Origin of the sequence: Kitasatospora sp. NPDC127035, assembly GCF_042726075.1 — a bacterium.
Lineage (GTDB): Bacteria > Actinomycetota > Actinomycetes > Streptomycetales > Streptomycetaceae > Kitasatospora.
On sequence record NZ_JBHXDN010000025.1, the window covers coordinates 87,981 to 114,514 of the forward strand.

22 protein-coding genes and 3 pseudogenes are annotated in these 26,534 nt (G+C 71.8%); 14 read left to right on the plus strand and 11 right to left on the minus strand.

The window, feature by feature from the left end; all coding sequences use genetic code 11:
• Nucleotides 1-66 precede the first annotated feature (66 nt).
• A pseudogene (locus ACFWIC_RS19140) lies at nucleotides 67-335 on the plus strand (SPASM domain-containing protein); the annotation flags it as partial.
• 303 nt (nucleotides 336-638) lie between these two features.
• Here ACFWIC_RS19140 and ACFWIC_RS19145 read toward each other — a convergent pair.
• Nucleotides 639-1,706 (minus strand): annotated as a pseudogene (locus ACFWIC_RS19145) (PLP-dependent aminotransferase family protein); the annotation flags it as partial.
• 246 nt (nucleotides 1,707-1,952) lie between these two features.
• Between ACFWIC_RS19145 and ACFWIC_RS19150 the strand changes: the two are divergent.
• Entirely contained in the window at nucleotides 1,953-2,192 is a 240-nt protein-coding gene (locus ACFWIC_RS19150; protein ID WP_380363650.1) for a hypothetical protein, read from the plus strand.
• Between the two features lie 63 nt (nucleotides 2,193-2,255).
• Here ACFWIC_RS19150 and ACFWIC_RS19155 read toward each other — a convergent pair whose 3' ends face one another.
• Together ACFWIC_RS19155 and ACFWIC_RS19160 are read right to left on the minus strand one after the other, a co-directional pair.
• A complete protein-coding gene (locus ACFWIC_RS19155; RefSeq protein ID WP_380519526.1) occupies nucleotides 2,256-3,209 on the minus strand; it encodes a class I SAM-dependent methyltransferase in 954 nt (317 codons plus the stop codon).
• Between the two features lie 86 nt (nucleotides 3,210-3,295).
• Nucleotides 3,296-3,562 carry an FAD-dependent oxidoreductase gene (locus ACFWIC_RS19160; protein WP_380519527.1) on the minus strand — a complete coding sequence of 89 codons (267 nt, stop codon included), beginning with the start codon at nucleotides 3,560-3,562 and terminating at the stop codon, nucleotides 3,296-3,298.
• A gap of 313 nt (nucleotides 3,563-3,875) precedes the next feature.
• Between ACFWIC_RS19160 and ACFWIC_RS19165 the strand changes: the two genes are divergently transcribed.
• Nucleotides 3,876-4,265: an ATP-binding protein gene (locus tag ACFWIC_RS19165; RefSeq protein ID WP_329950838.1), complete on the plus strand. Its 390-nt coding sequence runs from the start codon at nucleotides 3,876-3,878 to the stop codon at nucleotides 4,263-4,265.
• Nucleotides 4,266-5,554: 1,289 nt separating this feature from the next.
• Nucleotides 5,555-5,833 carry a MerR family transcriptional regulator gene (locus ACFWIC_RS19170; RefSeq protein ID WP_380361183.1) on the plus strand — a complete coding sequence of 93 codons (279 nt, stop codon included), beginning with the start codon at nucleotides 5,555-5,557 and terminating at the stop codon, nucleotides 5,831-5,833.
• Between the two features lie 544 nt (nucleotides 5,834-6,377).
• On the opposite strand, the gene ACFWIC_RS19175 is transcribed toward ACFWIC_RS19170, so the two are convergent.
• A complete protein-coding gene (locus ACFWIC_RS19175) occupies nucleotides 6,378-7,628 on the minus strand; it encodes a PrsW family intramembrane metalloprotease (protein WP_380519528.1) in 1,251 nt (416 codons plus the stop codon).
• On the minus strand, nucleotides 7,625-8,221 hold the full coding sequence (locus ACFWIC_RS19180; RefSeq protein ID WP_380361167.1) for a hypothetical protein: 597 nt from the start codon (nucleotides 8,219-8,221) through the stop codon (nucleotides 7,625-7,627). Before ACFWIC_RS19180 ends, ACFWIC_RS19175 begins: the two co-directional genes overlap by 4 nt.
• A 381-nt stretch (nucleotides 8,222-8,602) precedes the next feature.
• Between ACFWIC_RS19180 and ACFWIC_RS19185 the strand changes: the two genes are divergently transcribed.
• On the plus strand, nucleotides 8,603-9,055 hold the full coding sequence (locus tag ACFWIC_RS19185) for a cupin domain-containing protein (RefSeq protein WP_380519529.1): 453 nt from the start codon (nucleotides 8,603-8,605) through the stop codon (nucleotides 9,053-9,055).
• A 251-nt stretch (nucleotides 9,056-9,306) separates the two neighbouring features.
• Here the strand turns inward: ACFWIC_RS19185 and ACFWIC_RS19190 are convergent, their stop codons facing one another.
• Together ACFWIC_RS19190 and ACFWIC_RS19195 are read right to left on the minus strand one after the other, a co-directional pair.
• Entirely contained in the window at nucleotides 9,307-10,179 is an 873-nt protein-coding gene (locus ACFWIC_RS19190; RefSeq protein WP_380361169.1) for a DUF1206 domain-containing protein, read from the minus strand.
• Between the two features lie 339 nt (nucleotides 10,180-10,518).
• On the minus strand, nucleotides 10,519-10,740 hold the full coding sequence (locus tag ACFWIC_RS19195) for a hypothetical protein (protein ID WP_380361170.1): 222 nt from the start codon (nucleotides 10,738-10,740) through the stop codon (nucleotides 10,519-10,521).
• A 703-nt stretch (nucleotides 10,741-11,443) separates the two neighbouring features.
• Here ACFWIC_RS19195 and ACFWIC_RS19200 point away from each other — a divergent pair.
• From ACFWIC_RS19200 to ACFWIC_RS19215, 4 genes are all read left to right on the plus strand, one after another.
• The gene (locus tag ACFWIC_RS19200) at nucleotides 11,444-11,884 is read left to right on the plus strand and encodes an SRPBCC family protein (protein WP_380519530.1); all 441 of its coding nucleotides are present in this window, start codon (nucleotides 11,444-11,446) and stop codon (nucleotides 11,882-11,884) included.
• A 125-nt stretch (nucleotides 11,885-12,009) separates the two neighbouring features.
• The gene (locus tag ACFWIC_RS19205; protein WP_380519531.1) at nucleotides 12,010-12,633 is read left to right on the plus strand and encodes an ABC transporter permease; all 624 of its coding nucleotides are present in this window, start codon (nucleotides 12,010-12,012) and stop codon (nucleotides 12,631-12,633) included.
• A 442-nt stretch (nucleotides 12,634-13,075) separates the two neighbouring features.
• Nucleotides 13,076-15,940, plus strand: coding sequence for an ATP-binding protein (locus ACFWIC_RS19210; protein ID WP_380519532.1), 2,865 nt, complete (start codon nucleotides 13,076-13,078; stop codon nucleotides 15,938-15,940).
• Between the two features lie 249 nt (nucleotides 15,941-16,189).
• On the plus strand, nucleotides 16,190-16,390 hold the full coding sequence (locus tag ACFWIC_RS19215) for a hypothetical protein (protein WP_380519533.1): 201 nt from the start codon (nucleotides 16,190-16,192) through the stop codon (nucleotides 16,388-16,390).
• A 33-nt stretch (nucleotides 16,391-16,423) separates the two neighbouring features.
• Here the strand turns inward: ACFWIC_RS19215 and ACFWIC_RS19220 are convergent.
• Nucleotides 16,424-16,859 (minus strand): annotated as a pseudogene (locus ACFWIC_RS19220) (transposase); the annotation flags it as partial.
• Between the two features lie 133 nt (nucleotides 16,860-16,992).
• On the opposite strand from ACFWIC_RS19220, the gene ACFWIC_RS19225 reads away from it, so the two are divergent.
• Nucleotides 16,993-17,499, plus strand: coding sequence for a hypothetical protein (locus ACFWIC_RS19225; RefSeq protein ID WP_380519534.1), 507 nt, complete (start codon nucleotides 16,993-16,995; stop codon nucleotides 17,497-17,499).
• Between the two features lie 658 nt (nucleotides 17,500-18,157).
• On the opposite strand, the gene ACFWIC_RS19230 is transcribed toward ACFWIC_RS19225, so the two are convergent.
• The 3 genes from ACFWIC_RS19230 to ispG form a co-directional block, all read right to left on the minus strand.
• Nucleotides 18,158-19,255: a hypothetical protein gene (locus tag ACFWIC_RS19230; RefSeq protein WP_380519535.1), complete on the minus strand. Its 1,098-nt coding sequence runs from the start codon at nucleotides 19,253-19,255 to the stop codon at nucleotides 18,158-18,160.
• 136 nt (nucleotides 19,256-19,391) lie between these two features.
• Nucleotides 19,392-20,468: a polyprenyl synthetase family protein gene (locus tag ACFWIC_RS19235; protein WP_380361177.1), complete on the minus strand. Its 1,077-nt coding sequence runs from the start codon at nucleotides 20,466-20,468 to the stop codon at nucleotides 19,392-19,394.
• On the minus strand, nucleotides 20,465-21,604 hold the full coding sequence (gene ispG, locus ACFWIC_RS19240) for a flavodoxin-dependent (E)-4-hydroxy-3-methylbut-2-enyl-diphosphate synthase (protein WP_380519536.1): 1,140 nt from the start codon (nucleotides 21,602-21,604) through the stop codon (nucleotides 20,465-20,467). Before ispG ends, ACFWIC_RS19235 begins: the two co-directional genes overlap by 4 nt.
• Nucleotides 21,605-22,016: 412 nt before the next feature.
• Here ispG and ACFWIC_RS19245 point away from each other — a divergent pair, with 412 nt between their 5' ends.
• The 4 genes from ACFWIC_RS19245 to ACFWIC_RS19260 all read left to right on the plus strand — a co-directional run bounded on the left by ACFWIC_RS19245 (nucleotide 22,017) and on the right by ACFWIC_RS19260 (nucleotide 25,633).
• Nucleotides 22,017-22,349: a hypothetical protein gene (locus ACFWIC_RS19245; RefSeq protein ID WP_380519537.1), complete on the plus strand. Its 333-nt coding sequence runs from the start codon at nucleotides 22,017-22,019 to the stop codon at nucleotides 22,347-22,349.
• A 2-nt stretch (nucleotides 22,350-22,351) separates the two neighbouring features.
• Complete coding sequence (locus ACFWIC_RS19250; protein ID WP_380361184.1) at nucleotides 22,352-22,666, plus strand: polyhydroxyalkanoate synthesis regulator DNA-binding domain-containing protein; 315 nt, start codon at nucleotides 22,352-22,354, stop codon at nucleotides 22,664-22,666.
• Between the two features lie 127 nt (nucleotides 22,667-22,793).
• Entirely contained in the window at nucleotides 22,794-24,296 is a 1,503-nt protein-coding gene (locus ACFWIC_RS19255; RefSeq protein ID WP_380519538.1) for an ABC1 kinase family protein, read from the plus strand.
• A gap of 299 nt (nucleotides 24,297-24,595) precedes the next feature.
• Nucleotides 24,596-25,633: an SGNH/GDSL hydrolase family protein gene (locus ACFWIC_RS19260; protein WP_380519539.1), complete on the plus strand. Its 1,038-nt coding sequence runs from the start codon at nucleotides 24,596-24,598 to the stop codon at nucleotides 25,631-25,633.
• Nucleotides 25,634-26,534: the final 901 nt, after the last annotated feature.

Consider the following 26,534-nt stretch of genomic DNA (forward strand, 5'->3'; position numbering starts at 1 on the left):
GTCGTCCTCTTCCCGTCGGGTCGGCGCCGTCCTGCTGCCACGCGGCCCCGGCCGCGAATGGGTCGCATGGGCGGGTGGGGAGCCATCTCGCTCACCGTGGCGCCGGACGGCACGGCTCTGCCCTGTTCGGCCGCCCACACCCTGCCGGGACTCGACCCGCCGAACACCGGGGACCACTCCCTGGAGTGGATCTGGGAGCACTCGAAGGCCTTCAACGCCTACCGGGGGCACCGCCTGGATGAAAGAGCCGTGCCGCAGTTGCCCGCAGCGAGACTTCGGCGGCTGCCGCTGTCAGGCGTTCGCCCTTACCGGCGACGCCCGGCGGGACGACCCACTCGGCCCCTACTCCTCCACGAGGCGGTCCTCAAGGCGATGTCGAGGTCGGTGTTGTTGGCTGCACCGGCAGCCCCGAACGGCACCGGCAGCGCCACGGTTCCCCCCGCAGACGCGGGTACCGGCACGGCATCGCCGGTCTGGTTTTGCGAACAGGACGTCGGTCCGGCGTCTGGCCAGGCAGAGGAGTGCCCGGATGTGCCGTTTGCCCTGGCCGATCTTCTTGTCGTGGTAGGCGCGCGAGGGTCTCTGTCCTCCGGGGGACTCCCTCGGGTCGGGCTGTCAGGGCAGATGTCGCAGTACGTCGGCGAGTGTCTCCACTCCTTCGCTGATGCCGGGGCGAGGAGCTTCGAGGCGCTGCCGGCGTAGAAGACGTTTTCGGTGAGTACGGATCGCAGCGCGGGTACCGGGGTCCGGTCGTAGCGGTGCTCGGCGTCGTAGTCGTCCTCGATGATCAGTCCGCCCTCTTCTCGGGCCCAGTGCATCAGTTCGCTGCGTCGGTTGCCGCGCAGGACCACGCCGGTGGGGAACTGGTGCGCGGGCGTCAGGAGGACGGCCGCTTCGCCCGTGGCACGCAGTTCATCGACGCGCACGCCTTCGGAGTCGACTGCGACGGGCGGGGTGTCCAACTGGCAGTGGTGCAGGTGCTGGCGGGCCCCGAGGGAGCCGGGGTCCTCCACGGCCACGGCGGAGATGCCGTCGTCGTGCAGCACCTGCCCGACCAGGGTGAGCGTCTGGGCGGTCCCGGCGACGATGAGGACGTCGCCGGGGTCCGCCCGGATGCCGCGGGTGCGGGCGATCCAGTTCGCGACGGCCAGGCGGAGAGCCGGTGTGCCGCGTGGGTCTCCGTATCCGAGGCCGGAGGTCGCGAGGTGATCGAGGGCGCGGCGTTCGGCGCGCAGCCATGCCGCTCGTGGGAACGCGGCGAGGTCGGGGAGCCCTGGGGAGAGGTCGATCCGGGCCCGGGCCGTGCGCATCGTGTCGAAGATGTCCGCGCCGGGCGTGGTGGCGAACACGGAACGTGGTGGCGGTGGGCCGGCAGGTGCGGGGGGCTTGGCTGCTGTCGGCGGGGCGGTGGGGGCGCCGACGACGATGGTTCCGTTGCGCCCCCGTCCGGCGAGGTGCCCGTCCTCGATCAGGCGTTGGTAGGCCTCGGTGACCACGCCGCGTGAGACGCCCAGTTCGTCGGCCAGGACCCGAGTGGCCGGCAGTCTGCTTCCCACCGGCAGGCGCTTGTCCGCCAGCGCGAGCCGGATCTGCCGGGCCAGCCAGTCGGCCTTCCTGCGCCGGGGCGCCTCGTCGACCGTCAGATGCAGGAAGTCGGCCCCAGCAGCTTTGGACCGGCTGGGGGTGACCTCATTGGATCTGTTCATCGGGCCATAGCGGCAGCAGGGTGGGCCATGAACACGGCGACGACACCTTCCGCCCCTGCCCCTGTTGGTCACCTCCCTCACCACTGCGGCGGGACCAAGGGATCACAGACCTGCGTCGGGCCGCCCGCGGCGGACCCTTCCACCGCACGTTCTTCAAAACCATTGCCGTGAACTCACCTGTCCGCTGCTGCGTCCCCTCGGGGCACCTGAAGCATCCCGCCGAACCAAACCCAACGAGGAGCCGTCATGGCCGGACTCGCCGCTCTCGCCCTGTGGATCGTCCTCGTAGCCTGGGCACTGGAGCGCAACCACCGGCGCCGAGCCGGCCCACGCCCCTCCCTGCACGGCAGGGCGGACATCCACGACCGGGACACCGAGCGTGTCCGGGCCGAACTCGGCGCCGCAGCCGACCGGGGCAACGGGGCCGGCCGCTCCCCGTGTCCGCGCGGCAGCGTCCCTGACCCGGCGGGGGAGGCGGAGGCGTGATGAGCGAGCCGGAGCGGGACCTACTGGTCGGTGCCGGTCCGGTCGGCGGGGCCGGTGTCACGGCTACCGGGGGCCGGTCGCGCGGGCGGTGTGGACGGTGACGGCGGTGAGGTAGAAGGCGTCCGGGCGGGTCAGGATGCCGGTGGGGGCCTCGGGGTCGAGCAGGGCGTCGAGGACCGCGCGGTCGTCGGCGTCCAGCTGCTCGGCCAGCTGGTCCCGGCGTTGGGCGAGACTGACGTGCAGGTACTCGCGGGCCGGGCCGTCCAGCGGGGCCGGACGGTCGGCCAGGAACGTCCGCGTCCCGCTCGGGACGAGGCCCGCCGCGGCCAGCATGGCCGGCCAGTCCTCCACGACGGCGACCGAGCCGGGCAGTTCGGCCCGCATGCCGCTGAAGGTGTCCTCGTTGGCGGCGTCCAGCCGGGCCTGGAGGCCCGGGCGGCCGAGCCCGAGGTCGCGGGGGAGGAAGCGCGCGGGCAGACCGCGTTCGACCACGGCCAGCAGACCGCCCGGGCGCAGTGCCCCGGCCAGGGCGGTCAATGCGGCCTGCTGGTCGCCCAGGTGGTGGATCGCGTTGGCGGACCAGATCAGGTCGGCGGCGTCCAGGGCGGTGAAGTCGTCGGGCAGGTCGGCCTGTTGGGTGGTGATCCGACCGTCCGAGCGGGCCCGGGCGCGGTCCAGCAGGGCGGCGGACTGGTCGACGGCGACCACCTGGGCGGACGGGAAGGCGTCCGCGAGCAGGCCGGCGATCACCCCGGGGCCGCTGCCGACGTCGAGTACCCGGTCGACCGCGACCCCGTCCAGCAGCCCGCGGAGCCAGTGCGCGGCCTCGGTGACGGCGGGGGCCTGGAGTTCGGCCTCGCGTTCCAGGTGGGCGGCGAGGGCGTCCCAGTCGAAGTCCGTTCCGGGGCCCTGGTGGTGGCCGTGGCCGTGGGTGGGAGTGGGGGTGTCGGCGGGACCGTGGACCCGGCCGTTCCCTTCCCGGTGCCCGGGGTCCTGGTGGGAGTGGTCGTGCGGCATGGCGTACTCCGTTCCGTCGGTGGTCGGCTTCACTGCGGTACAGCGGCGATGGCGGTGGTCGGGGCCGGGACGGCGGCGAGTGCCCGCTAGACGTCCTCGTCCACCAGGTCGTGGTTGATCGCGAACGCGGCTGCCGCCCCCGCCCCGGCGGCGGTGACCACCTGGGCCCGCGGGTCGGCGACGTTGCCCACCGCCCAGACGCCCGGCACGCCGGTGCGGCCCGCGGCGTCGGTGGTCACCCAGCCCTGGGTGTCCCGCTCGCAGCCGAGGTCCGACAGCAGCGCGTCCCGGGGCACCATCTCTCCGGAGCCTCTGACGCACTGTCCGGCCCGCCGGTTCGATGCAGTCTCCACGGCATGCTTTACCTTGACATGTCGGGTGTTGCCCGCAAGCTACCGCATAGCGCTCCGATTGTCCGATGATCGGCCGAGGTCACCCACCGAGAGCTGGAGAACACCGGCCACTGGGGCCGGGCCGCCCGCAGCCGCTACGACCCGGACCAGGACCGCTGGACGCCCTGGGAGGCCCGTCGCCCGTCGCCCGTTGCCCGGAGAACGGCGGGTGCCGGTTGCGGGACGGTTGTGGTGGGGTTGGTGCTCGGGCTGTCGGGGAATGAGGGTCGGGCAGGCCGGAGAGGGGTTGGTGCCCCGGGGAGCAGGTGACCTGATGGACACGGTGAGCGTCGCTGTCGAAGCCCCCGGTTGGGTCCTCTCGGTCGCGGGTGCGCGCGAGAGCGCACGCGGATTCCTCGCGGGCCTCGTGCCGACCCTCGCACCCGAGGCCGCTGCCGCGGTGGTCCTCGTGGTCTCGGAACTCGTGACCAACGCCCTGCGCCACGGCGGCGGCACGTTCGCGCTGGACCTGACCGCGTACACGGACGGCGTCGAGGTGGCCGTCCACGACCGCAGCCCGCGACCGCCGCGCATGCGCACCCCCGACCTCGCCGCCGGCACCGGCGGATTCGGCTGGCCCATGGTCAACCGCCTCGCCCACACCACCACCGTCACCCCCCGGCAGACCGGCGGCAAGACTGTCACCGCCCTCCTCGCCCGGTAGCGCCACCGCTCCCGTCCCCGACACCCTTCGGTCACAGCTGCGCAGGGGCGGTGCGTTCGGGCCCTGTGTGGGCCCGCCCTGCCGGTGGACACCGTCGTACTGCGGGCCGGTCGTGGTGCCGGTGCCGATGCCGGCACCTATGCCGGCAACGATGCGGGTGCTGGTGGGGTTGAGGGCTGGGAGGCCGGTAACGGCGGCCTGTTCGGCGAAGCGGGCCAGGGGGCGGCGCAGGACGTGTTCTCCGCGATCGCGGACGGCTTCGGCGAGGGCCGCCGGCAGGGACTTCCTCGTGCGCGGGGGTGTGAGGCGTGGTCCCGGGGAGGGGCACCGCCGGTGGTGCCCCTCCCGTCATCGGAGTCTCCCCATCGATTCCTGGATCCCCTGCGGCGCCGGGGCGGGGCAACTGTCCGTCTCTGTTGGGGCCGAAGACTACCTTCCCCTCGGGCGCGGAAAAATCTGTTCTGGCGGGAGTAGACATTGATGTCGGCTGTGGTTAGTGTTTCTCTCGTAGTCGGCAGTCGAGAGGTGCTCGCCAGACACGAACTGGCGGGAAGTGTGACAGAAGTTCGCAGGTCGGCACGGTTGCGGGGCCCTGAAGCCAAGGAAGTGCAGTGCGGCGACAGGACCGGTGGCCGGGCCGGGCGGCCCGCGGTGATCAGGGGCCGCCACGAGGCGGTATCGCACTTCAGTGAGTGAAGTCGATTCGCAGTCAACGCAGTTCAGCAGGACGCAGTACCCCTGCAAAGGCGCCGGACTGCGGGCGCGCGTGCCGGGGAGGTCCGGACAGCGGGGTTCCACGCCGGGCTCGTGAGCAGGACGGGCGATGGAGCCGGCAGCCGGGCCGGGTGGCAGTCAAGGGCTGCCGAAGCAGTGCGCCGTACCAGCAGTATCCGTGTGAAACCGTAGTTCGCAGGAATGTCAGTGACGCAGAGGAAGAACGGAGGGCGCAAGCGCCATCAGGATCGCCCGGCCCGTGAGACGGCTTTTCAGTCCGGGCGGACACCGCAGACCCCCCAGCTACGAAGGACGGTGGTTTCCGGTCACGCATACGCGATCCCCGCACGCCCCATCCCCCGGGGCAGTGCGGAAACAGAGGACCGGCCCAGGCCGGTAGATGGTGTTGTTCCCCTTCGGGGCCCCGGAGCCGCAATGGCGCCGGGGCCCCTCGACGCGTTCCCGTACCAGGAATAGGAAGAGGTGCAGTGACCACGGCCACCAACCCGCCCCGCACACCGAACACCCCCGACATCGTCAGCTCGTTCGACGACGACGACTACCCCGCCTACACCATGGGCCGCGCCGCCGCGATGACCGGAACCACGGCCGGCTTCCTGCGCACCCTCGGAGACCAGGGCCTCATCACCCCGCTACGCTCCGACGGCGGCCACCGCCGCTACTCCCGCTACCAGCTACGCATCGCCATGCGCGCCCGCGACCTCGTCGACCAGGGCACCGCCATCGACGCCGCCTGCCGCATCATCATCCTCGAAGACCAACTCGAAGAAGCCCTGCGCATCAACGAACAGCTTCGCCACGACGCCGGACAGCCGCCCGCCGCCGACACCTGACCCCGGCGTCACCGCCTGGTCCGGACGGGCCGCCTGCGGCTCGGCGACTTCCACCCCTGGGCGGTGCGACAGGACGTGGGAAAGCCGTCACCCACAGGGTGACGGCTTCCAGTGCTTCCAGGCCTTCGCGGACTTCTCCGGCCATCCCATCACCGACGACGTCCCGGCGCCTGCGTCGACGAGACGACATGGTGTCCCGTTCCTGTCGCCGAGACACCGGCCCTGTGCCGGACCGGCGGAGATGCACCCCGCTCTTCGGAAGGCACCGGCTTCCGGGTGCGTGCCCGCCGAAGTGCGCTTGGCAAGCTCACTGCAATCCCTTGACCCTTATTTCGTATATCGAATACATTTCGGATACTCCGAAGCCGCGGCGTCGGCGAGACGGCCGTGGCCGATTGCCTCGCCGACGCCGCTCGGCCGTCTCGGTGCTGCTGTGTCCTCAACAGCCGCACGGTTCTGTGGCCTGAGGATGCGCAGTGACGGCGTGACTGTCGGTCGCCCCGTTGCCGCCCCTGGCCGGGGCGGCGGGGCCGGCGCTGGGGGACTACCCGGCGATCGGGGCCGCGGCTGCCCCTGTCGTGGCGGGTGTGTGGGTGGTGGCGGCGAGGTCGGCGCGCAGGGCGGTGACGTCCTGGGCGGCGCGGGCGGCGGGGAGGCCGGTGCCGTTCTCCTCGCAGACGCGGATCAGGTGCAGCTGGGCGCGCTGGAGCCGGTGGAGGGTGCGGGCGGCCTTGCGGCCGTGGGTCCTCTTCATGTGCGTGCGCAGGTGGCGGCGTGCGTGCAGGGATCCGAGGGCGTCGCGTTCCTCGGGGGTCATGAGGTCGTCGTCGAGGTAGTGGTCGGCGACGGCGCGGATCTGGGTGCCCTCCTCCCGTCCGGCGAGCTTCCACAGCAGGTAGCCGACGGCGAGGATCGGCAGGCCCTTGACCAGCGAGAGGACGACCATGCCGCCCACGCCCCCGCCCCCGATGTCCTGCAGCCAGGGGGAATTCCAGAAGAAGTGCATGGACCAGGCCAGGGCGAACGCGCCGACGGCGACGGCGGTGCGCCGGATCAGGGGTTCGTGGCGGCGGGTGACGAAGTATCCGATGCCGAAGGCGGCGACCGAGGTGTAGAGGGCGTGGCTCCAGATGCCGGTGATCACACCGCGTACCAGGAACATCAGTCCGACCGGGGCGATCTGGTTGGCGTAGGGGAACTGGATCGCGGTGTTGACCGAGTAGAGGAGGTCCTCCACGATCTGGAAGCCTAGGCCGATCATCGCGCCGACGACCACGACGGACAGGATCGTGCGGAACTGGGTCCGGGCGATCATGATCAGTACGACGACGCCGAGCAGCTTGAGGAGTTCCTCGTTGATCGGCCCGGCCAGCGCTGGGCCCCACTCGGCGGTGAACTGCGGGCCGAAGAGCTTGGCGGACAGCGACTGGACGGCCGAGTTGACCGGGAGTGCCAGGTAGCAGGCCGCGAAGCCGCCCCAGCCGAAGGCCATGGCGAAGCCCAGCGGAGGGTGCTGCTCGAAGAGGTCGAGCGAGCGGAAGAAGAGCAGGAACGGGACCGCGTACAGCGTCCAGAGCAGGGTGGCGAACACCACGGCCGCCGGCACGATGCGGAATCCGAGGGTGAAGTTGGACACCATCGAGAAGACGCCGTTGGCGAGGAAGAACACGTAGAGCCAGAAGGCGGCGCGGCGGGGCTGGAAGAACCCGTCCACGCCGATCGGGGCGCGTTCGTCGACCAGGGCCGCGGCGCTCAGTCGGCGGTGCGGGGTGAACGGCTGGTGCAGTGTGCTCATGCCCGGTCCCCTGTCGTGACGCTGTCGACCATCTGCTGGAACTCGCCCGCCGCGGCGGGCAGTGTGCCGGATGCGCTCTGCCCGTTGAGGGTGACCACGGTCTTCGCTCCGGGGTCGTAGGCGATCCACATGGTGCCCTCGATGCCGGAGGTGAAGTAGGAGAACTTCACACCGGTCAGGCCGTTGCCGGTGTGGAAGGACTGGTCGTTGCCGTACAGGTGGACCTTTCCGTCGGCTCGGAGGATCTTCTTCTCCCTGGCGGTCTGTTCCTCCAGGGTGCCCATCCACTCCGCCGTCGAGACGACGAACGCACTGGACTTGCCGGTCACCACCGCACGCTGCCCCGGGGTGGTCTCCGCGCGCTCCAGCGACCAGCCGCTCGCCGGAACGAAGGAGACGTGATCGGACACGGTGACCACCGTGCCGGGCCGCACCTCCTCCTTGCCGGAGGTGTGCTCGTCCCAGATCGTCCAGAACCCCACGTAGGCGAACACGAGGGCCAGCACCAAGAGGGAACCGCCCAGCGTCCTGTACCGCTCCCGCCGGGGTATCGCCGGCAACACCGCCGGCACCGGCGGTTGACCGATGTCCATGAAGATTCCTCCTGTAAAACCTCAAATGAGCGCAAAGACTGAAAAGAATACTCGAAATGACCAAAGCGGTCATACCGCTTCGATCTCGCGCCCGCAGGTGTGGATCCCGACGGAGCGCGGCGTACCGGGCATCGACGGCGCAATCGGCGCCGTCGAGGATCGGGCCGGTCCGGGCCGAACCGGTTCTCGGAGCGGCGTCAACCTCGCGCCGGTTGATCGGCCACTGACGGACCGGCTCGGTGTGCGGCGGCCCCGCTCTCGGGAGTGGATCTCGGCGGCGGCCCGTTCGGCGCTCGGCCGCTCCCTCGTTTCCTGCCCGGGGCGACTTCGGCCGGTACGGCCGGACCCCGAAGTGCAGCAGCTACCTGCAGGGAGACCACCGTGACCACGGCGACCGTCCGGACCATCGAGTCCGAGTGCCACGCCCGCCGAGTGCAGGACCTGAAGGGCGACGTGCTGCGCCTGGTCGGGGAGGTCATCGACGACGTCGGACACTGGCACCTGAACAAGTCCGACATCCTGCACTTCCACCATCACGGCGAACCGGTCACCTACCACCTGCTCCATCCGGACGGCCGCCACACCACCGCCGTCCTAGGCCAGGACCCCGGCCAGGGGCAACTCCTCACCCTCGCCGTGCCGGGAGGCGTGTGGAAGGCCTCCCACCTCACCGCCGGGGACCATGCCCTGATCAGCGAGGCGGTCGTGCCCGGGTTCGACTACGCCGACATGACCCTCGGCCGGGCCCACGACCTCATGACCCGCTTCCCCGGCCATGCCGAACTCGTCCACCGCTACTGCCGACCGGACCGAACCAGCCCTCCTCCCCGCTGACCTGGTGTCCGCGATTCCGGCGAACACGGCCGGGTACCGGCTTCGGCCTCGGCCGTCCGTCCGGCCGGACGGCTCGCGGAACCCCTCCTACGACATGATCGCGGGACCCGTAGCAGGGGAAGTGCCTTGTCTCCTGCGTCCGACGGTCCCCGACACCGTGACCGGGGGCTCCTTCGAGTCGGTACTGCTCACGGCTCCGGGTGTGGACCGGGCGCCTGGGGCCGGTCGGCTGCTTGGCCGGGTGCCTGCGGTCAAGACGCGGGCGGGTCTGGGTGTTCGGAGGTCTTGCGCCAGCGGGCTTCGCAGAACGAGTAGAGGCCGAACAGTACGAGGCCGACCGCTGCGGCGATGAGGAGCACGGGTCCGGCGGGTGTGTCGGCGAACGAGCGCAGTGTCTCGTCGAGGCCTTTGGCACGGTTGGGGTCGAACTTCACCGCGGCGAGCAGGATGAACAGGCCGGCGACCGCTGCGACGGCGCCACAGGCGACGCCGCCGATGATGCCCAGTGTTGCGACGATCCGGCGTGTTCGTTCGCTCATCCTGTTCGTCTGGAGGTTCTTCTCGAATGCGCGCATCGCGGCGCGCACGGCCATCACTGTGCCGACGATGATCAGGACGGCTCCGACCGCGCCGACGAGTAGCCGGCCGCCGGGCCAGCCCAGCACCTTGGAGGTGTATTCCTTGGAGGTCTGGTTGCTGGAGCGGCTTCCGGAGGACCCGCCCACCAGGACGGTCTGCACCACGGCGATGGAGATCACGGCGTAGAACACCGCCAACCCCAGGAAGCCCAGGCGCACCGTCCACTTGCCCCTGTCCGATCCTGCCGGTCCGAACGCGGCCTCGGACAGCCGCCACAGCGCCATCGCCGCCAGCCCCACCACCAGCGCCCACAGCAGGACGCGACCGAACGGCTGCTCGCCGATGGTCCCCACCGCGCCGGACCGTTCGGCCTGCTGGCCGCTGTTGTCGCCGAAGCCGATCTGTATGGCCAGGGCCCCCACCAGCACGTAGATCACGCCTCGGGCGCAGAGTCCGATCCTGGCCGTGATGTCCATGGCGTGGCTGTCGGCGAGGCGCTGTCCTTGGGATTTGGCCCGTGCGGCAGAACCGTTTCCTGTGGCCATGGATGTGCGCCTTTCCCGTGTCGGGCCGAACGATGCACCCCGTACGGCCGGGACGGCCCGGCGCCCTCGGGCCGATTCGAGTCTGCGGTGGGGCGCAGTGATCAGTGTGTGAAGGCGTCCTTGATCTTCGCTCCCGCCTGCTTGGTGTTGCCCTTGATCTGGTCGCTGCGGCCCTCGGCCTGCCGACGCCGACTGCCGGTGACGCGGCCCACGGTCTTCTGGCGCCACCGTTGACCGCTTCTGTCTTCTGCGCGATCTTCTTGCTGATACTTATGGCTCGCCGCGCTTCGGGAGCCAACTGCCGGGGCGCGCTCGCGAGGGCATGGGCGCGGTGGCCGGTCAGCGGTCCGCGCGTGGTGGTGTCTCCGGGCCTCCGGGGTCGGAGCGGTGCCCGAAGGGGTGCGACCGGTTTCGGTGGGCGACGGTGGAGCCGGTGACGTGGTAGCCGAACACCTCGAACCCGCCGGTGAGCGCGTGTCCGCTGCCGGTGTTGGTGAGGACACCGGCCACGCCGACGACGACCGCGGCGACCAGGATGACGAGCCCAATGATGACGATCATGGCGGCTCCGGAGATATGCACTGGTACCCCCACGGTAGAACCGCACCGTGCGGGAGGCCAGCCTGACCGGGACGGCTCCTGGTCCGCCCGGCCTGTGCCCGGCTGAAATGGGCCATGAGCACTGTGTGGGTCTCCTGGGCGCAACAGCCGGGCGGCGAAGGTCGAGGAGCACGGCGCCCAGTCTGGCGGTAGCCCACAGCACAAGGTAGGACTTTGCGATACCTGAGGAGGCGGGTCTTCGCGCTTGCGTAGACCCGAGCCGCTTCTCAGATGGTGGCCCGCCCGGCCCACGCTCCGTCTGACGCCGGCGTCCTGGCCGGGTGGACAGGAGCGGACAGAATCGGACAGCCATCTCCGCTGCCGGGCATGGAAAGTGGACACCGCCCGACGCGAGGCTGTGCGCCATGAACCTTCGACGCACGCAGGACCGGAACTCCCGCTCGGGGACCGCACGCGAGGCCCTGGCTGCGGCGCAGTTCACCGCGATGCTCGCCACTTCGCTCGTGAACGTCGCTCTGCCGCAGATCCATACCGGTGCCGGACTGTCGGACCGAGGACCAGGTGGGAGGTCAACGCCCATGGTCCGGCAGCCGGGCGGCCGGCCCGCTTGACCGCCGCGGAGGCGCCCCACCACCGCTCACCGGCCACCTGATCCGGAACCCCGGCCCACCCGAACCGCCCCGAGAACCGACAAGGACACCCCATGCAAGCCGTCGACACCACCGCCCCTGTCGTCGTCAGCCTGACGAGGACGATCGAAGCCTCCCTCGACACCGTCTGGTCTCTGCACACCGACATCGACAACTGGCCGGACTGGAACGCCGACATCGACCGAGCCCGGCTCGGCGGCCCGCCCTCGGTCGGCGACAGCTTCACCTGGCTCACCCACGGGATGAACATCACCTCCACCATCCGCGAACTCGTCCCCGGCCGGCGGATCGTCTGGGACGGAATCGTCGAGGGCATCGCCGGCATCCATGTGTGGACCTTCGAACAGACCGACGCCGGTGTCGTCGTCCGTACCGAGGAGTCCTGGAGCGGTGACCCCGTCGACAGCGCGGTCGAGGAACTCGCCACAGCCCTGAGGACCTCGCTGGAGACCTGGCTCGACCACCTCAAGGCACGCGCCGAACAGCCCGCCTGACACCGCACCACGCCGCACCACGCCACGCCACTCCACGCCGGGCACGGTGACGACCGGCGAAACCCGGCCCACCGTCCCTCCTCGACCCACGCACGCATCCGCCAAGCACTCCGGAGGCCTCCACGATGTCCAGCTACACCACCCTCTCGCCGCCCACGGCCCAGGCCCGTCCGACCTCTGGCCCGCGCGACGTCGACAACCGTGCGTCCTACGTCAGCTTCGGCCTCGCCTACCTGCTCGGCCACGGCACCGCCGCAGCTTCCGAGGGGGAGGGCCCCTGGCTGGACCTGCCCGGCTGGTTGCCCGTGATGCTTCTCGGAAGCGGGCTTGCGGTCGGCGTCGTCTTCGCCACCGCCGCGGCCGTACGGGCCCAGCGCGGAGCCCCGGCGCCGGACGTCCTCGCCGGCAGACTGCTCGGCGCTGCCTGGATCGCGGCCTTCACCGCCCTGGCCCTCGCCGTCACCGGCCTCACATCCGTGCTCGACGTGCCGGAGCTCCCGGCCGTCCTCTGGCCCACCGGCTCCGGATTCGTCGTCGGCCTGCTCTACCTCGCCGAGGGCGCGGTACGCCGCAACGTGCTGCACTACGCCCTCGGCGTCTGGCTCGCTCTGGTCTCCACTGCGGCGCTCTTGCTCCACACCCCCGGGCTCTACTGGGTCCTCACCCTTGCGGGAGGTGGCGCCTACGCCTTCGCCGCGGTCCTCGAACACCGCCGGCTCGCCTCTCTCGAGGGCTCCGCCCTCGGCTGAGCGGAGCGGGCAGGGGCCCGACCCGCCCCCGCCCCTCGCTCGTGCACGGCCCCGCCGTGGACAACCGGAGCCCCGGTTGCGCATCCCGGTCCCGGTCCCGGTCGTCGGCGGTCCGGGGAACGGCAGCGGCCGGTGTCGCCCGCGGCCGGTCCGCCCCGATCCGGCAGCCGTTCCAAGCGTGGCGCACGCCAGCCGTGCCCGGTGCGGCGGATGCCCGGCATGCGCGGGTGCGTTGCCACCGTCACCCCCGGCGAGGGTGGGAATGTCGCGGCTGTCGGCGGTCGTCGTGGTCCCCGCCACGGGCTGTCGAACCCATACGTTCGGGCCGGCCTGCCCGTCGAGGCCCGCCCGGCCGCCACCGCATAGGCTGGTCGTACGGCAGACGGTTGCATCGCCCGGCTCCGGCCCCTTCGGCACGGGCAGCGGCGGATCGGAGCGTGTGGTGGCTTCACGGGGCGCGGAACCGGAACCCGTACAGAGCGGAGCCCGGGCGGGTGATCTGCCCTTCGTCGGACGGGACCGCGAGTTCCGGGCGCTGCTCGGAGCACTGTCGGCGCCGCCGACGGTCGTCCTCGTCGAGGGCGAGGCCGGGATCGGCAAGTCGCGGTTGGTCACCGAGGCGTCCGCGGCCCTCCGGGCGGACGGTGTCACCGTCGTCACCGGCGCGTGCCACCCGCTGCGCGAGCCCCTGCCCTACGGGCCGGTCGTGGATGCCCTGGGCGCGCTCGGCCCGCAGCTCCCCGCGAACGCTGCCATCGACCCTGCGGTGGGCGTGCTCGGACCGCTGCTGCCGGGCCTGGCCGGGCGGCTCCCGCCGACGCCGGTGGAGGTCCCCGGACCGTCGGGGCAGCGCCACCTGGTGGCCGGAGCGGTGCGGGCCCTGCTGGCGGCGGTCGCTCCGGTGGTGCTGGTGGTCGAGGACGTGCACTGGGCGGACGAGGCCACGCAGGAACTGCTGGTCCTGCTGGCGGGCGGGCTGCCGGCGGACACGGCACTGGTGCTCACCTACCGTGGTGAGGACCTTCCGTCGGGCGCGCCGGTCCTGGGGTCGGCGCTGCGGCGTCAACCGGGCACCGCCGGCGCCGAGCTCAGCCTGTTGCCCCTGGGGCGGGAAGCCATGGGGACGCTCGCCCGCTCCGTCCTCGGCCAGGGCGCCACCGCGTCCGTCGTGCACCTCCTGGCCGAACGCAGCGAGGGACTGCCGCTCGTCCTGGAGGAGGACCTGATCACTCTCGCCGGCCGTGATCCGGCCGCGGGCGCCGACGGAGAGACGGAGCTGCGGGTGCCCCGGAGCCTGCGCGAGCTGCTCGCCGCGCGGATCGGCCTGCTCGGGCCGGACGCGACGGCCCTGGTCCGGGGGGCCGCGGTGCTCGCCGTCCCGGGGGGAGCAGGCGTCCTCGGAGCCATCGCGGGTCTGGACGAGGAACGGGCGCACGAGGCACTGCTGGCGGCGCTGGACGCCGCTGTCCTGCGTGAACGAGGGCCGGACGCCTACGGGTTCGGGCACGCGCTGGCCCGGCAGGCGGTGTACGACATGCTCCCGGGGCCGGTGCGCATCCGTGCCCACCGGCGGGTCCTGGCGGTGCTGCGCGAGCAGGACCCGCCGCCGCTCGTCCAGATCGCGCACCACACCCGCGCGCTCGGGGACGACACCTGGATCACCGAGGCCCGCGCGGCGGCGGACCAGGCGGCCGAGGTCGGCGACATCGGCACCGCGGTGACGCTGCTGCGGCAGGTCCTCGACCAGCCGGGGCTCGCCACCGAGCGGCTCGGGGAGACCGCACTGGCGCTCGCGGGCACCGTGCAGTTCAGCATCGACGCACCGGGGTCGGTGAGCACCCTGCGCCGGATCCTCGCCACCCCGGGCCTGCCGTCGGCCGTGGGCGGCGAGATCAGGTCGCACCTTGCCAATGTGCTGCTCAACCAGGCCGGTGACCCGGTCGGCCGGGACGAGATGGAGAAGGCGGCGCTCGAACTGGAGGAGGTCAATCCCGCGCTCGCGGCCAGGAACATGTCCGTGCTGGCCGTCTCCGACACCGGCGCGGCCTCGGCGGAGGAGCGCACGGCCTGGATGGCGCGCGCTCTGCGCCTGCTGGAGCGGACGCCGGACCGGCTGGCCCACGCGGTCGTCCGCGCCAACCAGATCACCCTGCTGCTCGGCTCGGCGGACCCGCGCATCCCCTCCCTCCTCGCCGCGCTGCCGCGGGTCGACGACGACTCGCGGGTGCTGCGGGCCACCGCGATCGCCCTGTCGGGTGCCGCCGAGGCCGCCGTCTTCGTCGGGCTCGACCAGCGGGCGCCGACCTGGAACGAGGAGTCGCTCGCCATCAGCGAGCGCATCCACTTCACCGCGCTGGCGGCCTACGGCGAGTCGTACCGGCTCCTGCTCACCTGGACCGGCGGGCACTGGGAGCGTTGGGACGCGGAGCTGGCGGCCTACCGCGTCAGGTTCCGCGACAGCCCGCTGACCGACACCGGACTGCTGGGAACCGCCCAGGGCGTGATAGCAGCGGCCCGCGGACAGGCGTCACGGGCCGCTGCGCTCTTCGAACGTGTGGTGGCCCACGATCCGACGAGCAGCCTGGCCCTCGGCGCGGCCGCCGGGACGGCCCGGCTCCACCTCGCCCGGGGGGACGCCGGCGCGGCCCGGGCCTCGCTGGCCGGTGCCTTGGACAGCGTGCGTGCCAGGAGGTTGTGGCCCTTCGCCTTCGGAGTTCTGCCGGCGGCCGTCGAGGCCGCCCTGGCGCTCGGCGACCGGACCGGTGCCCGGACGCTGCTGGAGGAACACGCCGACGGCATCCGCGACGGGGAGTGCCCAGGAGCGGAGGCCGAGCAGGACCTGTGCCGCGGCCTGGTGCTCGCCGAGCACGATCCCGGCGCCGCGTTCGAGGCCTTCGACCGGGCCGGCGGTCGCTGGGAGGCCGTCGGCCGGCCGTACGAGGCGGCGCTCGTCGCGGAACGGGCGGCACTGGCCCTGGCCGCCGTGGACCCCTGGGACGGCCGGGCCCGGTTCGGCCGCGTGCTGGCTGCGTTCGACGCGCTCGGCGCGACCAGCGACGGCTCGCGCTGCCGCCGACGGCTGCGGACGCTCGGCCCCGTCCCCACCAACCCGCGGGGGCGCACGGGGTACGGGGACGAGCTGTCACCGCGCGAGCGCGAGGTGGCGGCGCTGCTCGCCGCAGGTGTGGGGAACCGCGACATCGCCGCCGCGCTGTTCGTCTCTCCGCGCACCGCCGAGCACCATGTCGCGGCAGTGTTGCGCAAGTTGAGGACGACCCGGGCCGCGCTGCGTGGCAAGGACACCTGAGGCCGCGCGTGTGGCGAGGGACGGGGTGGGCCGCGTTGTCGTCCGCGTCCGGTCCGGACGTACGGAGGCGGTGCGGCGGGGTGGGACGGACGTCGGCGATCCACTCGGTGGGTTTTGCACGGTTGTCGGACTGGTGGCGGGCCGGCTGCCTTCGGCGCGGCCCTGGGTGACGTAGCGGGAGAAGTGGCCGTCGATACTGCAACCGCAGCCTCCGGCGAAGGCGGGCAACGCAACAGGATCCTGCAGCTGATGCGCACTGCCCCCAGCCGGATTTGGCACGCCCGTGACCTGGCGAACGAGCGCGGTATCACCAGCTACGACAGCCCCTACGTGCAGCTTGGCCGCTGGACCCGCGAAGGCATCCTCGACGAGATGGCGAACGCCACCTGCGCGTTCGCCGCCGACTGGCATCCGACCGGCCCCGGACGCCCCGTCAAGGACACCTCTTGACCAACCGCACCCACCTCTAACTTCGTGGCGTTTCCGGTTGAAGAGGTCGCGCTGGCCGGCGGTGTGCCAGTCGCCGTGGTCGTGACGGCGGCACCTGTAGTGGGCCTTCGCGCCGGCGAGGCGGTGATGGCGGAGAAGGCCCAGAGGCAGCCGGCGTGGTTGACGCGGTCGTTCTTCACCCAGCGGCGGGTGGTGCTGGACTTCCTGCCGGTGGCCCGGGTGACGGGGGATGCGCCGGCGTAGGCATGGAGGCCGCGGGCGTTGGCGAAGCGTTCTCGGTCGTCGCATATCTCGGCCGGGATCCGGGCGCCGAGCCGGGTGCCGAGGCCGGGGAAGCCGCAGATGATCTCGGCGTCCCGGTGCTGGGGGAACACCTCCTCGACGGCCTGGGCGAGGTCGTCCGCGGCGGTGCAGGCGGCCGTGAGTTAGCCCAGGAGGCGAGCGTCTGCCGGCCGCGCGCGTCCTCGACCAGGGCGGGCTGGTGGCCCAGTCCAGCCCCTGCGCTGCGGCACCGGCACGGTCTGCGGGCCTACTGCCCCAGTGTCACCCGGCAGGGTGCCCCGGGCTCGCCGCGAAGGCCAAGGCCGGACAGGCTCTGCGTCATGGCAGGAACACAGAACACCGGCCCCGCCCCGGCCGGGGCCGCGCAGCCTCCGAAGCAGTCCGGCGCGTCGGTGTGTGTCGACACCGCACTGATCGTGCTGGCCTCCCGCGTCCTCGACCACGGCAGACCGGCGGCGCTCAGCATCGTCGGGACCCGGGGCTGCGGAGACCTCCCGAACCGGCTGCGCGAAGCGGCCGGCGCCGACGGTCACCGCACCCACCCCCCGGCCACCCACCCCCCGGCCACCCGGCCCGGGCACGCCGCAGGGCGTCCGGAGCGCGACGAACTCGCCACCACGATCGAACGGCTCCTGAGACCGGAGCACCGCGGACTGCTGCGGCAGCTGGACGCGGCTCTCGTACACGAGACCGTCCAGAACCTGCGCCGCGAGAACATGCGCTGGACGGGCGAACCACTCGGGACCGCGACCCGGCGTCTGTGGGAGCACCTCTACCTGTCCATCCCGCTGACCGCCATCGTCGCCACCGACAGCGCCCGGCCGTAGCCGGCTCGCTCTGCTCCTGCGTTCTCGTCCTCGGCGGTCGGCCCGGCCGGCGAGTCGTCCCGCCCGAACCCCCCACGGCGCGGAAGGCCGGCTGCCCGGCGTGGCGGGGCAAGCGCGGCCCGACCGGGGCGCGTCGTGCTGCACTCCGCGTCAGTGACACCTTCGTGCAGCACCGCAGCGGCACCTCCGTGCAGCACGACGACACGGTGCGGCAGTTTCGCGGGACAACGTGCCGTATCCCGGGGCAACATGGTGCAGCAGCGGGACGATACGGGGTGTGGCGCCACGTTGTCCCCGCCAGACCGGCATGTTGTCCGCAGCCGGGAGCGGGCCGTCCGTCATGTTGTCCCCGGGGTACAGCACGTGGTCCCGCCCGGCCGTGCTGCACCCGTGCGGTCGGGGTGGACGATCCGCTCACCTGCGCGACCTCCCGAAGGACGGCGAGCGGATTGTCCACCTGCGGGTGCGGGGCCAACCGACGCAATCGCATGGCCTGTGTTGTTGTCCGTCCTCGTGGGATGCCGTTCCCGGCGACTGGAAGATCAATTCCCCGCGTCGGCCGGACCTGGTCACGGGCCTCCGCTGCGATCTCGAAGTCCTGCCGGGCAACTGGCATGGCTTTGGGCGGAGTTCGTCGTTCGGTGGTTCGGTTGGGTGGTCAGGTGTGCAGTTGCTGCCACCACCAGGCGATCGTGGGGCAGGGCAGGGGTTCGGTGCTGGGGTCGCTGGGGTGGTCGGTGAGGGTCAGGGGGATGGGGGTGGGGTTGAGCGGGGGGAGCTGGGTGCGGGAGGTCACGGCGGTGTAGCGGGGGGAGTGCGATCCCCAGTCGAGGTTGGAGCGGATCGCGTGGGCGAGGTCCGCGACATAGGCCCTTGCGGGGGCGCTCAGTTTGGGATGTTCCTGCTCGCGAAGCTTCAGGAACAGTGTGGTCAGGCGGTCTCGCAGGGCCACGGCCTGGTGGACGGCCTGCTCGGGCGGGCAGTCGTTGAGCCGGGCGAGCAGCATCACGACGTTGAGGTGGGTCTTGTCGATGAGCAGCTCGCGGTTGTAGGAGAGGAGGTCGTTGTCGAGGGCCATCATCAGGAAGGACGACTCCTGCAGCGCGCGCATGGCGGGGGAGTGCAGTTCGGCGTTGGGGATCTCCTCCCCGTTGGTGATCTCCGACCAGCACATGCTGGCGGCGCCGCCGGCGTTCAGCATCCGCTGGTGTACGAATTCGTCCAGGCTGGAGAGGGCGGGGTCGGCCATCCCCCACAGGATGGCGTGGAACCACTTGCGGTGGGCGTCGACGAACCGGGAGAGCTGGGTCTGGGTGGCGACGGCCTGGACCGAGTGCATGAGCGACTGCAGGGCGGCGACGGGGCCGGTCTGATCTGCCGCCGGTTCGGTGGTCGGGGACTCCATCACGCGGAGCAGGTGGCTGGTGAGGCCGATCGCCGAAGCGAGCTTGTCGGGGGTGACGGCGGTTTCCATGCGGACGTCGTCGACGTAGTAGATCCAGTGCAGCCATCGGGCGGTGAGCCCGACGCGGTCGGTGATCCCGTCGGGGTAGATGCGGGCCATCGCTTCTGCGTACTTCCGCGCGATGACCCAGGCTCGGTCGATGTCGCTGGTGTAGAGGCGGTAGCGGTCGAGCCAGGTCCGGGCGTCGCGGTCGATGCTGTCGTGCTCGGGGTGGAGGGCCGTGTCGATGGGGCAGTACAGCGGCGGCAGGTCGAGCATCCGGGGGGTGGTGGCGTCCGTGATGGTGTCCATGGCGTGCTCCGTCGTGGTGGGGGTGGTGTGGGGTGGGCTCGGGTGGGGCTCCGAGGGGGTGATGCCCCGAGGGTGTGTGCGGCGCGGTGGCGGTCTGGGTCGAGGGCGGGCCGGGCCGTGCACGGGCGCTCCTTCGTCAGGACGTGCGGGTGGCCACCGAGGTGGCGAGGCGGTGCAGCGCGGCGGTGGCGGCGGGCCGCAGGGCGGCGCCGTGCAGTGCCTGTCGGGCGGTGCGCAGCCGGGCGTCGATCATCTGTTCGACGGCGCCCGCGGCCCCGGTGGCGGTGAGTACCGCCCGCAGCGCGTCCGCCGCTGCCTGGTCGAGGGAGGGGTCACCCAGGAGACTGGTCAGCGTGCGCAGCTGGGCGGGAGTCGCCCGGTTGAGGGCGGTGGAGACCAGGACGGTGTGCTTGCCCTCGCGCAGGTCGTCCAGGGTGGACTTGCCGGTCCGCTCCGGGTCGCCGTAGACGCCGAGGAGGTCGTCGCGCAGCTGGAACGCCTCACCGAGCGGGATCGCGTAGGCGGACAGGGAACGCAGCTGGGCGGGGTCGGCGTCGGCCGGGGCGGCGCCCAGCTGCAGGGGCCGCTCGATGGTGTACTTGGCGGTCTTGTAGCGGATGATGCGCCACGCCGTGGCGGCGTCCGCGGTGGGGTCCCCTGCCGCGGTCAGGTCCAGGTACTGGCCGACCAGGGTCTCGGTGCGCAGCGCGTTCAGCAGCCTCCAGACGCTGCGGAGGCGGGTGGAGGGGATGTCGTCGGCGTGGAGGAGCTCGTAGGACCAGCCGAGGGCGAGATCACCCAGCAGGATCGCGGTGTTCACCCCCAGGGCGTCCGCGCCGGGGCGGTGCCGGTGGTGGGCGGCGAGGGCGCGGTGGGCGGTGGGCCGGCCGCGGCGGGTGTCGGAGTTGTCCATGATGTCGTCGTGGATGAGGGCGAAGGCGTGGAACAGCTCCAGGGAGGCGGCCACGCGCAGGAGCGCGGGAGGCGGTGCCTGTTCGGTGATGGCGGTCCAGCCGGTGACGCACAGCAGGGGGCGGATGCGCTTGCCGCCGGCGGCGAGCATGGTCCGGAGCCGGCCGGTGAACAGGGCGATCTCCGGCAGCTCGGGGGCGCTGTGTTCTTGCTCGTCGAGAAAGGTCTCGAGCACGGCGTCGACGGCCGCCCGGATGCCGTCCGGGTCAAGCGGGGCGCAGGGCGCGGTCAGCGTGGTCACGGGGTGCCGCCCTGGGCGTTGGCGGGGCCGGTGAGGCTGAGGGCCTCTTCGAGGAGTGCGTCGACGATCTGCGCTTCGGGCACGGTCTTGACGACTTCGCCGCGGATGAAGATCTGGCCTTTGCCGTTGCCGCAGGAGACGCCGAGGTCGGCTTCGCGGGCCTCGCCGGGGCCGTTGACGACGCAACCCATGACGGCGACGCGCAGGGGGTGGGGGAAGCCGTCGAACGCGGCCTGGACCCTGGCGGTGAGCCGGTAGACGTCGACCTGGGCGCGCCCGCAGGAGGGGCAGGAGACGATCTCCAGTTGGCGGGGCCGCAGGCCGAGGGACTGCAGGATCTGGATGCCGGCTTTGACCTCCTCGACGGGCGGTGCGGTCAGGGAGACGCGGATGGTGTCGCCGATGCCCTCGTCCAACAGGATCGCGAAGGCGGTGGCGGACTTGATGGTGCCCTGCGGTGGCGGTCCGGCCTCCGTCACGCCCAGGTGGAGGGGGTAGTCGCACCGGGCGGCGAGCAGGCGGTAGGCGGCGATCATCGTCAGGGGGTCATGGTGCTTCACGCTGATCTTGAGGTCGGTGAAGCCGTGCTCCTCGAACAGCGCGCACTCCCACAGCGCGGACTGCGTCAGGGCCTCGGGGGTGGCTGCGCCGTGCCGGGCCAGTAGCCGCTGGTCGAGGGAGCCGGCGTTGACGCCGATGCGGATCGGTATCCCGGCGGCCGCGGCGGCGGCGGCGATTTCACGGACCTTGTCGTCGAACCTCATGATGTTGCCCGGGTTGACGCGCACCGCCGCGCAGCCGGCGTCGATCGCCTGAAACACGTACTTGGGCTGGAAGTGGATGTCGGCGATCACCGGGATCCGTGACTTCGCGGCGATCTGCGCGAGGGCGTCGGCATCGTCCTGGGAGGGTACGGCGACCCGGACGATGTCACAGCCGGCGGCGGTGAGCTCGGCGATCTGCCGCAGGGTGGCGTCGATGTCCGCGGTGGGGGTGGTGGTCATGGACTGGACGGTGACCGGCGCGCCACCGCCGACGAGGAGGTCACCGACCCGCACCTGACGGGTGGGACGCCGGCGCGCCGGGTCGGGTGCGGGCGGGGCGGCGGTGGGCTGGGGCAGGTGGACGGCGGTCATACCGTACTCCCGTCGAAGAGGTGGTCGTGTCGATCGGCTCCGTCGGCGTGCGGACGCGCGGCGGCGGGCCTCACACATGGCACCGGCCCCGCAGCAATTCGGGCCGATCCCGGCAAAGTCGCATGTATACTAAGGATTACTTCGGCCACGAACCTGCGGAAGGGGGTGCGCGGCTACGGTGGAGGTGAATGTTCGTCGACGATGTACGCCTCCGGCGCATGACTGGTTCGTGCACCTACAAAACGGTTACGCTCCGGCGCTCGGCCACCCGCGAGCGATTCTTGTGTGCTTCCGCGCGCCCCGCCCACCGGGCAATCGCAGACCCCTGAGCGGTGTGTGCCGGGAGAGCAGGGGAATCCCTTCGGCCAGAGCCGTCGTTCACGGCGGGACCGAGCCGAAGGAGCAACTTTCCATGGGTAGTCGCTGGCCGCGCCGCGGCATCATCAAATTCGCCGGTGCCGTCATGGACGGTCTCAGGGACGGCGCCTACGATCTCCTCGACTGCGCGGCACGCGTGGACGGCAAGTTCCGCGAGGCGGTCATCGATTTCCTGGACGACGAGGACGACGGGAAGGGCAGGGGCGTCGCCGGGGCCCGTGAGGCCACCGGGGACCAGGGGGCCCGGGCGGAGGAACTGCGCCGGGTGGGGGCGGAGCTGTCCGCGCTTCAGGAGAAGATCGGTCACCTGGTCGAGACGTCAGCATCTGCGCCGGCGCCGGACCGGTCCCCGACGGGACGTGCGTGACCATGCCTCCCGAGGAGGGTGCGGAGGCCGAGCGCCTCCTCGTCCGGATGGAGGGCGGGCGACTGCTTGACGCGCGCACGCGTCGCCCGGTCACTCTGGAGGCTCTGGCCGACGATGTGCGGCGCGGACGGTGCTTCCGGGTCAGGGACGGCGAGAGCGGAGTCGAGTACACCTACCAGGTCCTCGCCCAGGTGCTCCTCACCGCTCTTGCCCCGGTGCTGCCCGGGCATGACCGGCGATCCGGCCGACCGCCGGGACCGGCGAGGCCCCTGCTGGATGTGACCGGTGACGGCTTCCCTCCCGACCGGGACCTGTAGACGGAACCTCACGGCGCGGCACCTCGCCGCGCCGGCGGCGCCGGTGACATTGCGGTGCCGGTGACATCGGCCCGTCCACCACGTGCGGGAATCCACCGGCGCCGGTGTGACTGTCCTTGGAGGCTGTGTGTCCGCTCGCGGTCGGTACGTGGCCGGTGTGCTGGGCCGCCTGCTCGTGGAGGAGGTACGCCGCTCCGGGCGCGCGGGCGGTGGTGCCGACGGGGGAGACGGGCTTGAGAGCGCGCGGGCGGTGCGGGAGGCGTTGCAGTCCCTCGGGCCGTTCTACATCAAGGTCGGGCAGATGCTCTCCACCCGCCCCGACTTCGTGCCCCCGGCGATGCTCGCGGAGTTCGAACAGCTCCACGACCAGGTCACCCCGGCGCCGTTCCACCTCTTCGAACCCGTCCTGGCCGAGGACTTCGGGCCGCGCTGGCCGCGCCTGTTCCGCGATATCGACACCGACGCACCGCTCGGCGCGGCGTCGCTGGCCCAGGTCTACCGAGCCGTCCTGGCCGACGGCACTTCGGCCGCGGTGAAGATTCAGCGCCCCGGCGTGGAGACGGTCATGGCCCAGGACATGGCCGTCCTACGCAAGATGGCCCGCGTGATCGCCCGCGCCGCCCCTCGGTTCACCACCGTCATCGACCTGCCGGCCATGCTCGGGGTGCTCTTCGACGCCATGGCGGGCGAGAGCGACTTCCGCAAGGAGGCCGCCAACATGCGCATCGCCCTGCGCCTGACCGAGGACATCGAACACCTGACCGTCCCTCTCGTCCTCCTCGATCCCACCCGGCGGGTCCTCGTGCAGTCCCTCGCCCCCGGCACCTCGGTCCGCGACGCCGACCCCGCCGCGTTCACCACCGACGAGCGCACCGGTATCGGACGGGACCTGATGGCGTTCATGTTCCAGGGGTTCTTCCTCGACCGCTACTTCCACGCCGACCCCCACCCCGGGAACGTCTTCGTCTCTCCCGGCCACCCCGCCCACCTGATCGACTGGGGCATGGTCGGCCGCGTCGAGGCGAACGCCAGCCGGAGCCTCGTCCTGGCCCTGCTCAACGTGGCCGCCAACGACGGCACCGGTCTGGCGAAGACCTGGACCGAGATGGGGCACCCCACCCCCTGGGCCGACCTCGCGGGCTTCCGCACCGACATCGCGGCCCTCGTACCGAAGGTCACCTCCGCCTCGCTGGAACACCTCAACTTCGGCGTCACCCTCACCGCCGTCCTCACCCACGCCACACGCCGCGGCATCCAGTCCAGCCCCGTCATCGCACTCCTCGGGAAGTCCTTCGCCAACCTCGAAGGATCCATCCGTCACCTCTGCCCCGAACTGTCCATCACCGACGTCTTCGCCGAGAACCTGCGCACCATCATGTTCGGCCTCGCCCGGGAGACCCTCTCCGAACAGCAGGCCGCCCGAACCGCACTCGAACTCATGATCGCCGCCCCCGGCGGCCTGCAACAGGGACGCGAAATCCTTCGCAACCTCGCGGGCAACGACCTCACCCTGCGCATCGCGACCAACGGGGCGAAACCCGGCCGCAACCAGACCTCGACCACCTCCCAGCACACCCGCGCGGCCCTGATCCTGGCCGCCGCCATCCTCTGGAACAACCGCAGACGATGACCCCGGGCGGTCCACTGTGAGTTCTGATCGTCATATCTGTCCCCGGAAGTGGCTGGTGGGCCGTCGACGGTGGCGACGGCCCACCGATGCCTACCCGCCCCGTCCCCGACACGGGCCGGACCGGCATGCGAACCATCCCCACAGGAGCACAGCGAGGAATCCGATTGGTCGGCCCGGCCGGTGGAAACGGCCAGGCCGTGCGGGAATGGGTGCTACGCATGCGGAACACTTCTCGTGCGCACCGCGTGCCGTCCGGAGCCGTGCCCCGGCCCGGCTTCGTCCCATGCCGCGGAGGAACCGTGCGACACCCCTCAAGCCGTCTGCGCGCCCGAGCACCGATGGTGGGACTGTCCGTGCTGGCGGTGACCCTGCTGCTGCCCTCGGCCGCGGCCGAGGGCAGCAGCAGGGATCGCTACGAGTGGGCCGCCCTGGGCGACTCCTACACCGCCGGCCTCTTCATCGGGGACCCGCGGCCCGCACTGGGCAGCGCGTCACGGGACGGGTGTGATCGGACCGCCCGCTCCTACCCCGACCTCGTAGGGCGGGCGCTCGCCGCCCGCCCGCCGGACAGGCCCGTGAACCTGACCGACGTCAGCTGCGACAACGCCGCCATCGGCAACATCACCCGCGAGAGGCAGCAGCCGACCAGTCCGGTGCAGCCGCCCGCCGGGTGGCCCGCGGTGGATCCGCAGATCCGGCGGGCCCGACTCGGAGACCGCACCGATGTCGTCACCGTCGGCATCGGCGCGATCAGCCTCCCGTTCGGCGAATGCCTGGACCTCGCTCTCGCCCACGTCTCCTGCGCGGCGTACTACACGAATCCACCGGAGGGCGTGGAGGGCCTCGACGCGAAACTCGCCAGGATCCGCGACGAGTACGGCCGGATGCTCGGCGCGATCCACCGCGCCGCCCCGCACGCCAGGGTCATCACGGTCGGCTACCCGGCCGTCCTGCCGGAGCGGGGCAGCGCCTGCGGCGGCGGACCCACGCAGCTCGGTCCGATCAGCCCCGCCGACATCGACTGGCTGCGCGAGGACGCGCTGAAGGTCATGAATACGATCATTCGAACGGAAGCGGCGAAACGCGGCGACAGGTACGTCGACCTCTACACCTCCAGCGTGGGCCATGACGTGTGCGCCCCCGAGGACACCCAGTGGATCGAGGGCATCTGCGGCGACGCCGAGCCCTTCTGGCCGACCGCGGTGCCCGGCGGCCTGCCGTTCGACTGCGCCGCCATCGGCAAACGCGCCACACTCCTCCACCCCAACGCCAGGGAACACGCCAACGCCGCGCCCCTGGTGGAACGCGCCGTTCGCGACGCCCTCCTCGATCGCTGACGGTCCCTCGCCCATCCGTCGGCGGGCGTCATCGGCAGGAGGGCCCGCGCGGCTGGCCTCGTTCGAGTGGGAACTCCGCACCACCGGCGGCGCAAGCCTGGATCGCGAGAACCTCGGCGCCGTCGTGCCGCCCGGCGGAATCACGGTCGACCCGGTGGCGCGCACCGTCCCGTGCGGCACCGGTGTCACCGCCGCCTTCACCACCACCAGGACGGGCCGGCCGGCGGTCACCGCCACGATCACGGTGCCCGCCGTCTGACGCACCCCTCCGGTCGGGCCGTCCCACAGCCAGCGAGTGGCGAAGTCTCCGTGCCGGTAGACCACGGGCACCTGCTCGGCCGGCCACGGCAGTTTCTCGGCGACGCACCGCACCGGAGCACGCTGAGCGGCGTCCGGGTGGTCGGCGGCGCTGTCCATGCATGCCGCGGCCTCGATCTCCTCCGCAAGCGGATACGCCTGACGGTGTTACTACCCCGATGGCCTGGGAGTCAGTTCGGCACCAGGCCCGCCGTCATACCCTCGCCGTCCTGAAACTCGACCAGAATCCTGCTGTCGGTGAGGGGCCCGCCCTACCCCGCGTCGTAGAAGCGGGTGGGGCGGGCCCCCGGCCCGTTCTGCTGCTGGTGCCCGTGGGACCCGGGACGCGCGTTCCGGGTCGTAACGGATGGTCACCGGTTCGGGCGGAGTCGGTGTTCATGTCCGGGGTATCGCCCCGGCCCGCCTGCCGTGCCCCGATCCGCCGGGGCGGTCCCTGGGGCGTCCCGGCGGATCGGGTGTGCCCGGCGGCTACGGGTGCTCGCGGTCTTAGTGGGTGTTTCGCTCCTGGTTGTCGAGGTCAGGTTCCGTGCCAGGTGGGGGTCGTTTCGCCGGTGAGGCGGCGGGTCATGAGGCTGATCATCGC